The sequence below is a fragment of the Candidatus Zixiibacteriota bacterium genome, assembly GCA_022865345.1.
Taxonomy (GTDB): domain Bacteria; phylum Zixibacteria; class MSB-5A5; order MSB-5A5; family RBG-16-43-9; genus RBG-16-43-9.
Genome location: JALHSU010000271.1, coordinates 1 through 14,706, shown reverse-complemented (window position 1 = coordinate 14,706; position 14,706 = coordinate 1). Strand labels below are relative to the sequence as shown.

Below are 14,706 nucleotides of genomic sequence, written 5' to 3'. Positions count from 1 at the left end.
GTAATCGGATTGCCTTCTCTTCGTTTCGTGACGGTAAATATGAAATATACAGGATGAATGCGGGCGATGGTAGCAACCAAACCAGATTGACCACCATGCAAATCCATAACATACAGCCGGATTGGGGCTCGGTGTGTGTGCAGATGAATAAATATTTAGGTCAATCTCCCCCGGATTCAATTCCTAAAATATTTGCTCCCGGGATAGTTTCCACGACAAACGGAGCTGAATACGCTTGTGCTTTCACTCCGGACGGAACTGAATTTTACTTCACTCGTTATGACGAGGCAACTGCTACCAACAATATCTGGGTAACCAAGCTAAGTTATAACCAATGGACTACTCCAGTTTTTGCCTCCTTTACCCAAGACTATTCCTATAATATTGAGCCCAATATTTCACCCGATGGACAAAAATTATTTTTTATCTCGGAGCGTCCTGGCGGAACACCTCCGAGAATATGGTATGTTGACAGGATAGACACCAGTTGGTCAGCTCCCCATGTGATTGGGGAACCATTGTCCAGCCTTGGCAAAATGGGACCAAGCGTTGCCGCTAATGGGAATCTTTATTTTTGTCAACTTGAAGGAAACAACCATGTTCAGATATATATGGCAAAAAATAACAATGGAGTCTACGAAACCCCGGTTAAATTGGGAAATGAAATCAATAGCTTTTACATTGCCGCCCATCCATTTATTGCTGCGGATGAAAATTACCTTCTGTTTGATGCTCTACCTAATTATCCGACTTCCGGGGAGAGCTTTCTTTATATCAGCTTTAAAAGACCAGATGATAGCTGGTATCCGGCAATTAAATTGAATAATTTGATCAATGCTACGAGTTTTCAGTATTGTGCCAGTATTTCCCCGGATGGGAAATATTTATTTTTCACTAGGGGTGACCAAGATATTTATTGGGCAGATACGAAGGCACTTTGTATATTGGGGGATGCTGATAATAGTGGAAGCATAGATATTTCGGATGTGATATATCTGATCAACTACCTCTTCAGGGGAGGTCCTGCACCTGAACCGATGATAGCGGGAGACAGCAATAATGATAACAAGGTTACGGTCAGCGATGCAGTCTACCTGATAAACTATCTATTCAAAGACGGACCGAAACCAAGCTGCTAATCAGTAAACCCATGTTGCCCTCAACCTGAGATAATCCTTAATAAAAGAAAGTGGACAGAACAATGTTCTGTCCCTCCAAGACAAATCAAAATAGCGGGGGTCCCGCCAAAGGCGGGACGACCTTCCCGCTATAAGCGGGACGGACTACCAGCCTAAAAATGGAAAGTATTAATTTATTTTCCCCAGAAATAAAAAAAATAGCGGGGGTTGGATTTGAACCAACGACCTTCGGGTTATGAGTTCAAAGCTTTCCTAAATATCTCTTTGGAAATGAGAGAGTTAGCTATTCAAAATTCGATTTTGTGCCAACTTTGTGCCATCTTGACCAAATTTCAGCACGTTAATAGCCCTTGTCTTATGGTCTGGGGAAAGATGTGCATATCTCTCCGTCACCTTGATTGTAGAGTGTCCTAATAGCTCCTGAACTGTCCTGAGATCAACTCCAGCCATGACTAAGTCGCTTGCGAAAGTGTGTCTGAGTGTGTGAAGGTTAGCGTTCTTGACGTCTGCTTTTTTCAATATCTTCTCAAATTCCTTGGTGTAATAATCCTTGCAGTGTAGTGGTTTGCCTTTACCGTCATCAAAGAGATACCTCCCTTTCTGAGGTAGGTCAAGGATCAATTGCTCCAAGTCTGGATTAATCGGGATAGACCGGGGAAGGTGACTTTTGGGATGAAAACCTGCCTCGGGTTTGGACTGAACAGTTATCAGCTTATTGAGAAAATCAATATCATCCCAGGTTAAGAAGACTAACTCAGACCTTCTCATACCAGAGTATAGGAGAATCCTTATCACTTTCTTCATTAAATCCCCTGACTTATCCAGAATAGCAGAGATCTCCTCATCTGTAAGAAACCTAACCTGACGGGCATTCAAAGACTTGAGTTTTTTAACCTCCCTTAAAGGATTCTCTCTTAGGTTTCGCCAGGATACAGCCTTGTTCAGCATTGCTTTGACCAGTGTTAGATAATGATTGAAAGTGGTAGCTGAGGAGCTTTTAAGCACAAGGGATTTAAACTCCTCTATTACTGCTGGGGTAATTCTCTCAAGTCTTTCAATACCTTTATCCTTTAGAAACTGCTGAAAGGAATTGATCCTGCTCAGGTCTGTCCTGTAGGTTGAGAGAGATTTATTGTTCCGGCTATACTCCAGATACTTGGCAATGAAATCAGACAAGGAGACAAAATCATATTTCGGGCTTAGCTCTTCTCCTTTGGCGATCTTAACCTCTACATTCATCAGATACAGCTCAGCAACCTTTTTCTGTCTTCCAAAGGACTTTCTTACCCGTTTTCCCTCGACTGCGTAATCCACATACCAGTTCTTTCCCCTATGATATACTCTCATTTCTCTTTCTCACCTCCTTTCGTTTTGAGATTTTTAAACAAAGCCCAGCCAGCTATTCTTAAGCAGTTGATTGCTTGTGAGAACAGCCAACAGGATGAAGAAATAGCCAGCCGGGCAATATGATTCAATTTGGGCAATAAAAAAGCCTGTTCTGCTGCTCTCACAAAATTATTATAACTCACTAATCCTCCTTTGTCAAGCAAAATCCGCTTGACTTACTAAATTTTCTTACTAATTTACTAATGTAAAACCACAATCTAAGCTCGGGGGAAGCATAGTGGTTCTTTTGTAAATCAAACCTAACCTCTATAATGGAGGCATTTATGCCTAAGTTTAAAGCTTTATTGCTGGTTTGTGTCTTCATTCTTGTTTCATTTCCTGCTCAGGCTAAGATTATCCACGTCCCCTCTGATTTATCTACGATTCAAGGCGGAATAAATGGGGCTGTGAACGGGGATACGGTATTGGTGGCTCCAGGGACTTATTATGAGCATATCAACTTCTATGGTAAAGCAATCTTAGTAAAAAGCGAAGCTGGGGCAGAGAGCACCATAATAAACAAGGCTTACTCAGGTGTGCCTATAGCGACCTTCAGCTCTGGAGAGGGCAATAATTCGATTCTCCAAGGGTTTACTATTCAGAATGCATACAATCCTGACCAAAGGGGCGGTGGCATCTATTGCTTTAATTCATCTCCTACAATTAGAAACAACATTGTGAAGGGAAACTGGGGAAGATACGGCGGTGGTATAAGCTGTTACTACTACAGTTCGCCAATAATAGAGAAGAATCGCCTAATCGGAAATACCTCCGGATACCACGGGGGCGCTATCGATTGTTCCAATCAGAGTTCTCCCACTATTAGTCGAAATCTGATGATTCAAAACAGGTCCAATAATTATTTCGGGGGTGCAATTTTCTGCAATGCATCCTCTCCCCTAATAGTGAACAATACCATTGACAGCAGTATAGAGAGCGTGGGAAGTATCTACTGTTATAGTTTCTCCTCTCCTGAGGTCAAGAATACTATAATCTCTAACGGGTCCTCGTATGGGATAATTGCAGTAGAAAACTCATATCCAATTATAACCTACTGTGATGTCTGGAACAATGCGTCAGGTAATCTCTATGGAATTGTTCCAGGAATAGGCTGCATCTCTACTAACCCAGCCTTTTGCGACACTACTCCTGATAATTACTACCTCTCTAACCTATCTCCCTGTGTAGGAGCAGGCGAAGGAGGGACAGATATCGGTGCTTTTGGTGTTGGCTGTGGAAGACCCCGAGATGTCGAGCTAACAGCTGGTCCTAATATCGAAGGAAGGGCTGAAACAGATGTTGAGGTTGAATTCTTCATACGAAACACGGGGTTTTTTTCTGATACTTACGATTTAGATATAACCGACTCGCTTGGCTGGGCAATCGTTCCCACGCACTACACAATTTCACTCGACTCTGGTCAGGTTGATACCGTAAGCTTTACTGTCTCAATTCCAGACGTTCCTATTGGAACAACTGATAAGTTGAGGCTCATTGCAGTATCACGTGCGGATTCTTCCGTTAGTGATACTGCTTTCTTAACAGTCAATTGCGATGCTATTCCTCAAGCTGTAGAAGTCACTGCAGGAAGCAATAGAGGTGGCTCTCCGATGAGCTCGGTCTCAGTGTCATTCACAGTTGCAAATGTGGGCTCCGTTCGTGACAGCTATAGCGTGGACATATCGGACGATATCGGTTGGAGCATTGTTCCGCTTCATTATGATATCACTCTTGAGACTGCCCAAAGCCAGCAAGTGAGCTTTACGGTTCAAATACCAAATGTAGAAATTGGTACGGAGGACCAGCTTACTCTCCTGTCTGTTTCAAGAACAAATCCTCTTGCTCGTGATTCTGCATCTCTGACAGTCACCTGTAGTTCATACAACATCACTATTAAAAAGATTTCAGATGTGGGTAATGACCAGGGTAAGCAGGTTTTCATTGAATGGCTAAGCTTTCCCGGTTCAGACCCTCTGGTGACCAATTTCTCAATCTTCAGAAGAAAAGATTCCTTAATAACTTCTTCTACTGCCGAATCAGTTCTCGGTCCCAATCTGTCCCTAAAATATCCACCCGGAGAGTGGCAGTGGTTATTTACAATTCCCGCTTATGGGGAAACCCTGTATTCTGCTATCCTTCCGACTTTGAGAGATTCAACTAAATCTGAGGGGATATATTGGTCTTATTTTTTCGTCAGGGCGGGCACAAGCGATCCTACTCTTTTCTTTGATTCGCCTATTGACTCCGGATATTCAGTAGATAATTTGAAACCCTCACAGCCAACCGGTTTTTTGGCCATTCATAGGCCTACCGCCACTAAACTGATATGGAAAACCAGCACTGAAATTGATTTCAGATACTTCACTCTATACCGTGATACCACCAGCGAATTCGTGCGGTCTTTATCCAATCGGCTAACCTATACTATTGACACTTCTTTTGTTGACTCAACGGCTAAAGTGGGTAAGCCTTACTATTACCTGGTGTCCGCTACCGACTTTTCAGGAAACGAAAGCAATCCTTCCGAGGAGATAATGGCTATCCGCTATATAACAGGAGATGCAAACTCAGATGGTTTAATTACAGTTGCCGATGTCATCCGACTCGTGAACTACCTATTCAAGGGTGGTCCCGCACCTTCTCCGTTGGCATCCGGTAATGTCAATTGTGATGTCGGGATAACTGTAGGTGATATTGTATATCTCATTAACTACCTTTTCAAGGGTGGACCACCACCTTGCGAACCATAAGAGAAGCAGTAAAGAAAAGTTCATAATATTCAAAGAAGGAGGTTCTATGTATTTCGTCCAAGTTCTCAGGTCTAATAGAGAGAAATATTTAGCAAGAAACGCAAACCATTTGAAAAAGGAGAAAAAGATGAAACCCAAGGTGATATTTTTTGTAGCAGTGTTTGTATTTCTCTTCTCTTTCAGCTATGTTTTGGCTGAAGTTCCCAAGATGATTAATTATCAGGGAAAGATAACCAGACCAAGCGGGGCTTTAATTGATACTACAACTTCAATGGTATTCTCAATTTATGCAGAAAGCACCGATGGAACTGCCTTATGGACTGAAACTCAGCCCTCAGTCAAAGTTGAATTTGGGGTCTTCAGTGTTTTGCTAGGGAGTGTAAACCCTATTCCGGCTACAGTTTTTGATGGGAATACAAGATACCTGGGATTAAAGGTCGGAAGCGATAACGAAATGACTCCCAGAAAGGCGATAGTGAGTGTGGGGTATGCTTATCATTCAACGACTGCTGACACGGCCCATTTTGCAATGCCAGATTCAGACTGGACCATCAACGGAGACAATGTATATCACTTGAATGGTAATGTCGGCATAGGAACAATGACCCCAGGAGCTAAATTAGACGTTAATGGTTATGCAAGATTTAATAGCACAGATTTGTATGGATACCAACAGTATGCATATCAAGCTCTCAATGTTGGTGGCTCGCAATCTGAACTTAGATGGATAAAGATACCTAATGCGAACACTTCACCATTAAGATTTTCTATATTTCGATATACGCATGAGGATGGCAGTTGGCTTGGTCAACTTTCTGCAACTGTTTCAACAAATATAGGAGAGTGGGGGTCGCAAGCAGGAAATACTTTCATCCGGGTTGAAAAGGCTGAATTTAATGTTCCTCTTCTCAAGAGTGTTGTCAGCTGCGAAGGTTCTGGTGGTGGACAATCTGGTATTTTTTTACAAGTCTTAGGTGGTAGAACTTATCATTTTAGTGGCTTACCTTCAGTTCCAATTCTCTCAGATCCAGAATGTTCTCAAGGGAGTACCACACTTAACTTAGGTTACGGATCTGGTGTTTGGATAGCGCCTGCCCTGATTGTTGACGGAAATATTTATGGAAACCTTGTTGGTACTATAGATAACGCCGATAAGCTGGACGGATTCCACAACGGACAGGTTTCTGCTGACATCTGGGATGGACATGATTGGGGAGATACTTATCCTGGTGCTTCAAACTCCGATTTAGTTGATGGAATTCACGGCACACAATTCTTGAGAAATGACCAATCAGGGACGTTGAATGGAAGTCTGACTATGGGGGGAGATATTAATCTCGGGTCAAATCGACTTAATATGACTGGGGAGAGGTGGCTCAGGCCGAATTTTGAATCAGATGAAATCTTTCTTAATACTGACCTGAACACAGGAATTATCTTTCGGTTTTCGGATCCCTACAGAAAAATCAGGTTTTCGCACGATGGAACAAACGGGTATATTACCTCTTACGGTAGTGGTGGTTTAGTTCTTCAATCCTCCACTAATGGAATAACGCTCGATGCAGCGAACAATGTCATAGCGGCAGAGAGAATAAATCCCCGTGTGAACAATGCTTTTCCTCTTGGTGGAGCAAGCGAAAGGTGGGCAGATGGATGGTTCGTAAATCTACATTATTCAGGGACTCTCTATCCTTCTCATTTAGCAGAGAGTAAACTTCCGCTAAACAATACTGAGATTGAAGATGGTGACGTTATAGTTTATAACCCCGAGACTGGCAAATGGGAAAAATGCAACAGTGAGAAAACTTTAGACTTCGTGAGCGTTGCCGTGAAATCCACTGCCGAAGAAATGAAGGTTGATCCGGAGAATGTAGAGGGTTTTGAGGGTAGACCTGTGATTCTGGGAGTGTACCACGTTAAAGTCATAGGAAAAGTCAAAAAAGGACAGATCTTGGTTACGTCCTCTGTGCTTGGATATGCAAAGGCAGTGGACGCCACAGTTCAGAATCTGCCTTACAGGATCGGAAGACCTGTGGAATTAAAAGACACAGATGGTCCCGGCACGATAAAGGCGTATTTTAACATAAAATAAGCAATCGGACAGGAGGTAAAAAATGGATAAATCCAAAATCCTCAAATTCAAATTTTTTGTCTTAGTGATTTGTATTTTTGTTTACTTCAATCTTTTTACCCAATCCCGTAGCCAAAACTATAAAATGTTCACTGATGTTTTAGATGAATTAGGCGGGAGGGCACAATCTGCTAATTATCTTTTGAGGATAGGGACTGGGGGTCAGCCGTCAGTGGTTGGACTTTCTAAGGCAGATAGTCTTTGGGCACGGCAGGGGTATGTTAATACTGCGGCTTTTGTGCACGCGGATGATAATGCTGATGGAAGGATAACGGTCGCTGATGTAGTTTATGAAATAAATCATCTTTTCAAAGGCGGACCCCCTTCTCGTCCTCCCGAGGTCTGTGATGTGAACTGCGATAATCATTGTGATGTATCAGACGTAGTTTATAAGATTAATTACCTTTTCAAAGGTGGACCGCCACCGTGTAACCTGTGAGGAAGTAAAGTAAGCACTAATCAAGCTCTTCAATTGTCAAAGAACGCTTGAACCGGCAGTGTTTCCTATAATCAGCTCCATTAATCTTGGCAAGGAAGTCAAGCACTGCCGGTTTGCTATTTTTTACTCAATTTCTTAAATTGAATCTGCTATTTCTACCTGCCTTGGTCTTCCTTTTTGCCTTTTCAGAAACAGATTATCCAAATCTTCTTGCTTGAACCTGACAATTGGCTTCTTGCCAATGTAGAGCCTATGACCTTTGAGCATACCTCGACTGTCCAGGTTATCAATCGTGTTCTCACACACTCTGAGGTATTCAGCAGCTTCTTTTTTGGTCAACCAAGGCATAGATCAATTCCTGCATCTCGAAAAGCAGATTTTATCATATTAGCCCAGTACAAGTCATATCTCAGGGGTTTGTCGCTTTGAGTCTGAGCGTAACTTAGATCGCATTTCTCAATAGTCTTCCAATCTCTACCTGAGCTTTCTATTTTTTTATAAGTATTCTCATCGAGGACCCTCACTATCTTCCCTTTACAGTAGTCTTCAACCCTTTTTTGAACCTCTGAGAAGCCTTCCATATTGCCCTTTTGTAGCCAGTATTGAGTTTCAGCCAAGAACCTTAGCCTATCACACATCTGCTTATAACTAAGGCTCTTCTCGAACCTCTCTGGTAAGGTTCTATTCGTTTCCTCAATTATTCCCTGAATCTTGTCTATCCTCTTCCTCAGGTCTCTCATCTTTTACCTCTTCTTCAAAGAACTGGATGTGTCTTTCCACCATAAGCAACTTACTGGTGCTGCCCCTATACAGAGCAGTATATCCTTCTGCTGTCTCACCCAGTATTGCTTTTCTCATTTCTCTTAGAACCTCAAGGGATGTCTTCCCTTTCACCTTTGTGCTGGTTATCTCCGGAACGCCAAGTCTATGCATTCTTCCGGTAGGTATCCAGAACACAAAGGATACTTTGCCGCTGTCAAAAAGCCTCCTACCCAGGGGATCTTCCGCTGTCAGCAGCTGGTATCTCTTTCCCCTGCTGAGGCTAAGAGGCAGGGGGAATTTATCCAAGCAAAAAGGTATGAAACACTCACACCGCCAGTCCTCGTTCATCCCTATCTTCTCCTCTAATATCTCTACTCTGCGTCTTAGACCTTTGGTCATTTTTATTCTTTCCTCAATGGTTCTACCCTCTATCCAACTCAAGAGCATCCACTCTTGAAAGTTCCCCTTTACCTATCTGTTTTTCCAACATATCCAGCTTTCTCTCCAATATCTCCTGTTCCATAGCTCTCACCAGGACATTACTCAAAAGCCCTATGGAGTTGGATATCCTCACATCTATCAGTCCTGTCCTAACCTGGTTGACTGTCTGCTCTAAAAGTCTTACCACGTCTGTAAGGCTCTTGATTTTGATATCTGACTGGTCTAACACCTTAACTCTGCTCTTTCCTCCTCTGCTTGCAGCTTCCAGCCTTTCAACCACCTTACCAGGGTGGTGAAAAAAGCAATACTCTGATCCTTCTATAACCGGAGCCTGGCAGGACTCTCCATCATCTTTAATGAATTTACACACCTTAAGCATTGCAGTTAGCTCCTTTCTTGCTCGGTAAGGGCAGGGAGGACGTAGCTAATCTCTTGAGATGCTTGAGATTAGAAACCAACTTCTGAGAGGAAGCAAGCTTAATCTTTCTGTTAATTGCCATATCTTTTCGTGCCTCTTCTATGATTTTTTCTTCATCTTCAAGGGCAGATAGATATGCCCTCCCGATGGTGAATTGGTCTTTGTCTTCATTTCCACAATTCGAGCATCTCCAGATTGGTCTGTTTTCCTCCCATCTGTTCACATCTATCTGGTTGGATTTACAAACCAGACAGAGGATTAGATTTAGTGACATCTTTAACTCCTTCTTTCACAGAGTGTCAGTTTTCTTTCAAGTTGAAGCTTACAGGGTGTCGATTCTCTTTCAGGTTGAACCTGAAAATTTTCTGCCACCCTTTGTGTGTTAGAACGGTATTTCTTTTTCATTATGCTCCTGTTCTTTACAGGGTGACAGATTTCTTTCAGGTTGTTGTCTTAATTTCCTGAACTCCGCTCCCTGAAACCACTCAAAGTCCTCTTTTAACCTGATAGAATCTGCAGAGCCCATTCCCGGCTTATTATGGTCAACTATTCCTAATACTGCGAAGGTTTGCATTATGGCTCTGGCAGTGGGATTGCTGACCCCTAATTTTTCGACAATCTCATCAGTTTTTAGATTATCTCCTGCTTCTTTGTTTAAGAGCAGGTTTAAAACTTGTCTCCTATCATCGGGCATACTTGAGAGCCCGACCTCTATGACAAGTCTTATATCTTCCGCATTGATCTGATTTCTTCCCTGGATAATTGCGTGTCCCCGGGCTAAATTATAAAGGATTGAAGATAATCTAAAAGGATGCTCTATTATAGGCTGGTTATAGTTGTAATCTGTCTGCTGCTCTCTCCAAACTGATACAGTCGATCTGGCAATAGCTACCAGATTCGACAGCTTGGCAATAACCTCGATTAGGCTCTGGTTATCCTTAGCCCTATCCCATTGGATTTTTCTAACCCCACCGGTATTTCTCCATAGAAATTCTAAAAAGTCACTTACTACCTGTTTGCACCTCTGCGCCTTAAGCTTATAAGATTGGATATCTGTAAGTCCAGCCATCACCTTGTTTATCCTGCTTCCATTGGAGCTATCATCATTTACTGTGAGAAAAAGGAGTCGACTGCCGAATTTCCCCATTATGTTCCACACCCTGAAATCAAAGGGAGTTGAGGCACCCAGCCAGGCAAAAAGATAATCACCTTTATATCCCCTTCTACCCCTGACACCGCTATCTGTCTCCAGCCCTTGTCCATCAAAAACCCTGGTAAGAACTGAGATATTTTCTATTAAATCTTCCCTCCTTTTCTGGAAAACCGGTCCCAGTTCAGGGATGATCAGGCATTTGTATTGTATTCTTGGCAGAAGGTCTATCTTTGGTAGCTCTTTTTCTTTGACATTTGAGCTGTGCGAAACAAAAGAGGCAGGCGTAAAGGAATCTGATTTGTAAGTAATACCCTCCACATCAAAAAAAGAAAGAACCGTAGTCTTATTAGTGGACGGACTATCGAGGATGTTCAGCCCGCAAGGGTTGGTTATATCTTCAAGAAGAAGGGTGGCAATCACCGATAAGCAGGCATCAGTTATGAACCAGGTTCTCTGGTCGAAGTTTTCGACTATGGTGTTTCTTACGATACCATATTTATGAGTAATTGAAACCTCATTTAGTTTCTCATCCACTCCAAGTTCACTTTTGGCTATCTCATTTAACTCTTCTTTCATCTTTTCTCCTCATATGTTTTTGAAAATTCCTGTAAATGGAAAACTCGTCCAAAGAGTTCAATCTAACTTCAAGTATCTGTTGTCTCTGATAATATTCAGAAAGATTAATTCTGTGTTCCCTCAATGCCGCATCCAGTTCCTTCAAAAGCTTAGTCCATATCTCCTCTAATAAGAGAATCGCTTCATCAACAGTCTTATCATAATCCTGTTCAATACTGATCTCTCTATATGTTCTCTGAATAATTAAGGGTGCTTGACTTTCAGGAAGGACGATCCCTGCTTTTGAACTTAGATAGGTAACTGCGTCTCTAAAATCCAGGTTATAGAGCTTCTGGACAAGTGTGAAAATATTTCCCCCTTTTCCACAAGAGTGACAATAAAAAAATCCATTATTTACACAAAAACTCGAGGGATTTTTTCCGCCGTGCAAAGGACAGCAACATCTGTTTTTCTTGAGAGAAATTCCCTGCTCAGCTAAAATATCCTGAATCGACACTCTTGCCTTTATCTCCTCAAGGTCGAATCTCGTCTGGGATTCCTCTGATCTTCTCATTCTTTTCCTCTTTTGGTGAAAAGAGCTTAATTTTTAGTCAAGGCCTTCAAATTCCTTATTTCCTCTAAAAAGGATAGAGGCTCAACTGTGGTATCCTTTCCAAAGTATTTTAGCACCAGCTCTGGTCTTTCAGGTTTATCATTGAGATGGAAAGTGGCTCGTCCTTCCCTGTCTTTTTCAATGTCAGATAGCTCAAAGCGATTAAGAATTAGAAAAGCAGATAAGGCAAGTTCTGAGGTTGAGAATATTTTCTTGTCTTTCATATTTTTCCCTCTGTCAATGGTATATCCAGTGGAAAAAATACCTTTGGTATAAACTCTTTTGAACTATTTTTTCGACCTTTTTGGGAAGGATTAGGTCTGAGGGGTGTAGTGACCTTACATAGGGAGGTCACTACTACCTATTATTAAGAGAAGCTATTATATGTGTGAGTTATGATTTTTCTGGGGGTGTAATTAGGTAGAACGCCTCTTGTATGCGTGACGAAGGTGCTTAATGGGTTTCTTTGCCTTGGCTACAAGACCAGGCAAAGGACTTTCCCGTGGCTCATATAAATATTCTTTTCGCCCGGTCAAGTAGTATAAGAGCCAACCGATCTTACTATCTCGCTTCTTTATATCCCTCTCTTTAAGTTTCTTTGTAAGATAAAGAATTATCTTCCCTTCTACCTTTTTAGAAGGCCTACCTCTTGGAAGAATGTCCCGAAGATTCTTTTCCCCGTTGAATAGATAAGAGTAAAAGACTGAGGCAAGGAATAGGTCTTGACTTAGAAGTTTTTGAAAGTGATAAGAGTTGACCGACTTCTGAAGTTTTAGCTCTTGTATTCTGAGTTCTTTGTCCTTAATCTTTTTTTCAAGGATGCTCTCATAGTCCTTCTCATCCTCTGAGGAGTTTGGATGACAGAAGTCCGACCTAACGATTTTTTTCTTATTATCAAGCTCAGCTAAATCCTTTTGAAGCTTCTCCACTGTGCTACTCGGCTCAAGTTCCCTGTATATGAAGTTTCTAACTTTGATCTGGTATGACTTGAACAGGCTTGGATGGTCCTTATTAAGAAGAAAAGCAATTATAAAGAAATGTAGATTCAGTTTTTCTTGCTTTACCTTCCACTCTTTCGACATTTCCTTTACATAGTATCTCAACACGGCATTAAAGACTCTCGGTGGCACTCCACGGTCAATCAATCGTTGGGCAGACTCAAAATATGCTTGATGGTCTCTCAGCATATAGGCAGTATGCCAATCTCTTGGGCATAGATTTAGTTTAGTTAGATACCTCCACTTCTTTTCGAACATTCTTTCAGAAGGAATGAGCAAACCGTAGGTTAAGTCTATATAATCCCAAAGAAGAGCCTCATACGTATCTGGGGGATGGACACACTCACAAGTTTTTAAAACGTAATTTTTGCTCAGTGGCAGGTTTAACATAGAATCATCTACTTTCGGAGTCTTTAGAGAATTGAAATAATACCAAGCAACCAGCCCTTTTAACCGCCACTGAAGTTTGCCTCTGACCTCATATACAGCGTCATCAATCTTTTCTTGACAACACCGCATAAAGATTTCTAAGCCAGGCTCATCTTCCAACTGGTCAGCCAGGTACTCGACGACCGTTCTTTCAGAGTTATTCAAAATCTCTATGGTTTTTATATCTCCTTTCGCTCTGTATATAGGCATCACATCAAACTGACAGAAATCGATTGTTTTTTGATCTGGAAGGTATTTTCTTAGATTGTCGAGCGAATTCAAAAGCTCTATTGAAAACTCTCCCGTAGTTGGATCTGTTGGAATTAGCTGTAATTCCATTAGCTGGTCGACCAAACCAGGAGGAATCTCCGGGTTAATGAACCTTTTGATTTGCTTCTTGATGTCCAGTTCAGGTAGAGCTACAATGTCTTCTACGGATAAGATTTTAGTTGGAGGAGCCGATGGAGCAAGCTTTGGCTTGCCCACATCCGTTTCATATGATTTCTTCTTTCTTGTTTTTTCTATTCTCTCTTTCATACACTAATTTCATATAAAAAAATCGAAGCCAAAGTCAAGCTTCTTGGCAGCTTTAATCTCTTCTAATGGGCTGGGTCAACTCCTCCACATCAATATTAGCCCTTCCCACAGCAGGCGATACCTCATACATCTCTGTGAAGTTGGAAGGATAAGGATTAAGTTGTTTCATCAGACTTTCAGTATCCCTTAAATCGGGGTCAATCCAGATATCTTCATTTTCAGGTCTAAGAATAATCGGCATTCTTGGATGAATTCTCGTCACTAAATCATCTGCCTCTGTGGTGATGATGGTATAAGAATGGACAATCTCTCCTTCAGGGTTTTTCCAGGCTTCCCATAACCCAGCAAAAGCAAAAAGCTCTCTTGATTCTAAGACTATCATGTAAGGAAGTTTCCTTCCCGGTTTTCCTGTCTTCTGCCACTCATAATAGCCATCAGCCGGGACTAAGCATATCCTTGTGATAAAGGCTTTCCTAAAAGAAGGCTTCTCAGCTACAGTTTCGACCCTTGCGTTGATCATCTGATACCCGATCTTCTCGTCTTTTGCCCAAGAAGGGATTAAACCCCATCTCATATCCGTCATTATCCTTTCTGTCTCCTCGTTGAGCAAAACTACAGGATTCTTTTGGGTAGGGGCGACGTTATACCGGGGTCTATGCTCCGCCTGATAGTCCTTAATTTTGAACCTCTTTACAATTCCATCTGTATCAGTTGTTAAGGTGTAGCGACCGCACATAGATATTTATATCATAAGCTTATTCTTGATGCCTGTCAAGTAAGTATTTCCCGAAATAGTTCTCAGAGATTCTCTCACCCAATTCAAAAATATAATCAAAGGGGTTAGGGGGCGCTATCCCCCTCCTGTTTCAATTTTGTTTCAATTGGGATTGAAATTTCTTCGGTTTTGATGGGATAAAACAAATTTTAATAGGGAATGGTGATATGCAATGTAGTT

General features: G+C 41.8%; 16 protein-coding genes. 4 read left to right on the top strand and 12 right to left on the bottom strand.

Annotation, left to right across the window (positions count from 1 at the left end):
* Nucleotides 1-1,139 (top strand): dockerin type I domain-containing protein (locus MUP17_12995; GenBank protein ID MCJ7459885.1); only part of this gene is annotated, 1,139 nt, incomplete at its 5' end.
* A gap of 279 nt (nucleotides 1,140-1,418) precedes the next feature.
* Here the strand turns inward: MUP17_12995 and MUP17_12990 are convergent.
* Nucleotides 1,419-2,486 carry a tyrosine-type recombinase/integrase gene (locus MUP17_12990; protein ID MCJ7459884.1) on the bottom strand — a complete coding sequence of 356 codons (1,068 nt, stop codon included), beginning with the start codon at nucleotides 2,484-2,486 and terminating at the stop codon, nucleotides 1,419-1,421.
* Nucleotides 2,483-2,668 carry a hypothetical protein gene (locus tag MUP17_12985; protein ID MCJ7459883.1) on the bottom strand — a complete coding sequence of 62 codons (186 nt, stop codon included), beginning with the start codon at nucleotides 2,666-2,668 and terminating at the stop codon, nucleotides 2,483-2,485. Before MUP17_12985 ends, MUP17_12990 begins: the two co-directional genes overlap by 4 nt.
* Nucleotides 2,669-2,809: 141 nt before the next feature.
* Here MUP17_12985 and MUP17_12980 point away from each other — a divergent pair, with 141 nt between their 5' ends.
* Genes MUP17_12980 through MUP17_12970 form a run of 3 tightly spaced genes read left to right on the top strand, consistent with a single transcriptional unit; the run spans nucleotide 2,810 to nucleotide 7,845 of the window.
* Nucleotides 2,810-5,275 carry a hypothetical protein gene (locus MUP17_12980; GenBank protein ID MCJ7459882.1) on the top strand — a complete coding sequence of 822 codons (2,466 nt, stop codon included), beginning with the start codon at nucleotides 2,810-2,812 and terminating at the stop codon, nucleotides 5,273-5,275.
* Between the two features lie 46 nt (nucleotides 5,276-5,321).
* Entirely contained in the window at nucleotides 5,322-7,367 is a 2,046-nt protein-coding gene (locus MUP17_12975) for a hypothetical protein (GenBank protein ID MCJ7459881.1), read from the top strand.
* Between the two features lie 22 nt (nucleotides 7,368-7,389).
* Nucleotides 7,390-7,845 (top strand): dockerin type I domain-containing protein, encoded by a 456-nt coding sequence (locus MUP17_12970; GenBank protein ID MCJ7459880.1) that lies wholly within the window; start codon nucleotides 7,390-7,392, stop codon nucleotides 7,843-7,845.
* Nucleotides 7,846-7,980: 135 nt separating this feature from the next.
* Here MUP17_12970 and MUP17_12965 read toward each other — a convergent pair whose 3' ends face one another.
* The 10 genes from MUP17_12965 to MUP17_12920 all read right to left on the bottom strand — a co-directional run bounded on the left by MUP17_12965 (nucleotide 7,981) and on the right by MUP17_12920 (nucleotide 14,487).
* Nucleotides 7,981-8,193 carry a helix-turn-helix domain-containing protein gene (locus MUP17_12965; GenBank protein ID MCJ7459879.1) on the bottom strand — a complete coding sequence of 71 codons (213 nt, stop codon included), beginning with the start codon at nucleotides 8,191-8,193 and terminating at the stop codon, nucleotides 7,981-7,983.
* Nucleotides 8,181-8,585: a hypothetical protein gene (locus tag MUP17_12960; GenBank protein ID MCJ7459878.1), complete on the bottom strand. Its 405-nt coding sequence runs from the start codon at nucleotides 8,583-8,585 to the stop codon at nucleotides 8,181-8,183. Before MUP17_12960 ends, MUP17_12965 begins: the two co-directional genes overlap by 13 nt.
* Entirely contained in the window at nucleotides 8,539-9,006 is a 468-nt protein-coding gene (locus tag MUP17_12955) for a hypothetical protein (protein ID MCJ7459877.1), read from the bottom strand. The genes MUP17_12960 and MUP17_12955 overlap by 47 nt, the downstream gene beginning before the upstream one ends.
* Before the next feature lie 22 nt (nucleotides 9,007-9,028).
* Nucleotides 9,029-9,427 carry an Mcm10/DnaG-type zinc finger protein gene (locus MUP17_12950; protein MCJ7459876.1) on the bottom strand — a complete coding sequence of 133 codons (399 nt, stop codon included), beginning with the start codon at nucleotides 9,425-9,427 and terminating at the stop codon, nucleotides 9,029-9,031.
* The gene (locus MUP17_12945) at nucleotides 9,420-9,740 is read right to left on the bottom strand and encodes a hypothetical protein (GenBank protein ID MCJ7459875.1); all 321 of its coding nucleotides are present in this window, start codon (nucleotides 9,738-9,740) and stop codon (nucleotides 9,420-9,422) included. Before MUP17_12945 ends, MUP17_12950 begins: the two co-directional genes overlap by 8 nt.
* A gap of 108 nt (nucleotides 9,741-9,848) precedes the next feature.
* Nucleotides 9,849-11,195 carry a hypothetical protein gene (locus MUP17_12940; GenBank protein ID MCJ7459874.1) on the bottom strand — a complete coding sequence of 449 codons (1,347 nt, stop codon included), beginning with the start codon at nucleotides 11,193-11,195 and terminating at the stop codon, nucleotides 9,849-9,851.
* Nucleotides 11,176-11,748, bottom strand: a complete 573-nt coding sequence (locus MUP17_12935; protein ID MCJ7459873.1) for a CHC2 zinc finger domain-containing protein — start codon at nucleotides 11,746-11,748, stop codon at nucleotides 11,176-11,178. The genes MUP17_12940 and MUP17_12935 overlap by 20 nt, the downstream gene beginning before the upstream one ends.
* A gap of 26 nt (nucleotides 11,749-11,774) precedes the next feature.
* Nucleotides 11,775-12,011 carry a DUF5659 domain-containing protein gene (locus MUP17_12930; GenBank protein MCJ7459872.1) on the bottom strand — a complete coding sequence of 79 codons (237 nt, stop codon included), beginning with the start codon at nucleotides 12,009-12,011 and terminating at the stop codon, nucleotides 11,775-11,777.
* A gap of 192 nt (nucleotides 12,012-12,203) precedes the next feature.
* Nucleotides 12,204-13,751, bottom strand: coding sequence for a hypothetical protein (locus MUP17_12925; GenBank protein MCJ7459871.1), 1,548 nt, complete (start codon nucleotides 13,749-13,751; stop codon nucleotides 12,204-12,206).
* Nucleotides 13,752-13,803: 52 nt separating this feature from the next.
* Nucleotides 13,804-14,487 carry an SOS response-associated peptidase gene (locus MUP17_12920; GenBank protein MCJ7459870.1) on the bottom strand — a complete coding sequence of 228 codons (684 nt, stop codon included), beginning with the start codon at nucleotides 14,485-14,487 and terminating at the stop codon, nucleotides 13,804-13,806.
* Between the last annotated feature and the right edge of the window lie 219 nt (nucleotides 14,488-14,706).

What these genes read in the sequence shown, in the direction of transcription:
- MUP17_12990 (MCJ7459884.1), bottom strand. Translation starts at nt 2,486, where the DNA reads ATGAGAGTATATCATAGGGGAAAGAACTGGTATGTGGATTACGCAGTC.
- MUP17_12980 (MCJ7459882.1), top strand. Translation starts at nt 2,810, where the DNA reads ATGCCTAAGTTTAAAGCTTTATTGCTGGTTTGTGTCTTCATTCTTGTT.
- MUP17_12975 (MCJ7459881.1), top strand. Translation starts at nt 5,322, where the DNA reads ATGTATTTCGTCCAAGTTCTCAGGTCTAATAGAGAGAAATATTTAGCA.
- MUP17_12970 (MCJ7459880.1), top strand. Translation starts at nt 7,390, where the DNA reads ATGGATAAATCCAAAATCCTCAAATTCAAATTTTTTGTCTTAGTGATT.
- MUP17_12965 (MCJ7459879.1), bottom strand. Translation starts at nt 8,193, where the DNA reads ATGCCTTGGTTGACCAAAAAAGAAGCTGCTGAATACCTCAGAGTGTGT.
- MUP17_12960 (MCJ7459878.1), bottom strand. Translation starts at nt 8,585, where the DNA reads ATGAGAGACCTGAGGAAGAGGATAGACAAGATTCAGGGAATAATTGAG.
- MUP17_12955 (MCJ7459877.1), bottom strand. Translation starts at nt 9,006, where the DNA reads ATGACCAAAGGTCTAAGACGCAGAGTAGAGATATTAGAGGAGAAGATA.
- MUP17_12950 (MCJ7459876.1), bottom strand. Translation starts at nt 9,427, where the DNA reads ATGCTTAAGGTGTGTAAATTCATTAAAGATGATGGAGAGTCCTGCCAG.
- MUP17_12945 (MCJ7459875.1), bottom strand. Translation starts at nt 9,740, where the DNA reads ATGTCACTAAATCTAATCCTCTGTCTGGTTTGTAAATCCAACCAGATA.
- MUP17_12940 (MCJ7459874.1), bottom strand. Translation starts at nt 11,195, where the DNA reads ATGAAAGAAGAGTTAAATGAGATAGCCAAAAGTGAACTTGGAGTGGAT.
- MUP17_12935 (MCJ7459873.1), bottom strand. Translation starts at nt 11,748, where the DNA reads ATGAGAAGATCAGAGGAATCCCAGACGAGATTCGACCTTGAGGAGATA.
- MUP17_12930 (MCJ7459872.1), bottom strand. Translation starts at nt 12,011, where the DNA reads ATGAAAGACAAGAAAATATTCTCAACCTCAGAACTTGCCTTATCTGCT.
- MUP17_12925 (MCJ7459871.1), bottom strand. Translation starts at nt 13,751, where the DNA reads ATGAAAGAGAGAATAGAAAAAACAAGAAAGAAGAAATCATATGAAACG.
- MUP17_12920 (MCJ7459870.1), bottom strand. Translation starts at nt 14,487, where the DNA reads ATGTGCGGTCGCTACACCTTAACAACTGATACAGATGGAATTGTAAAG.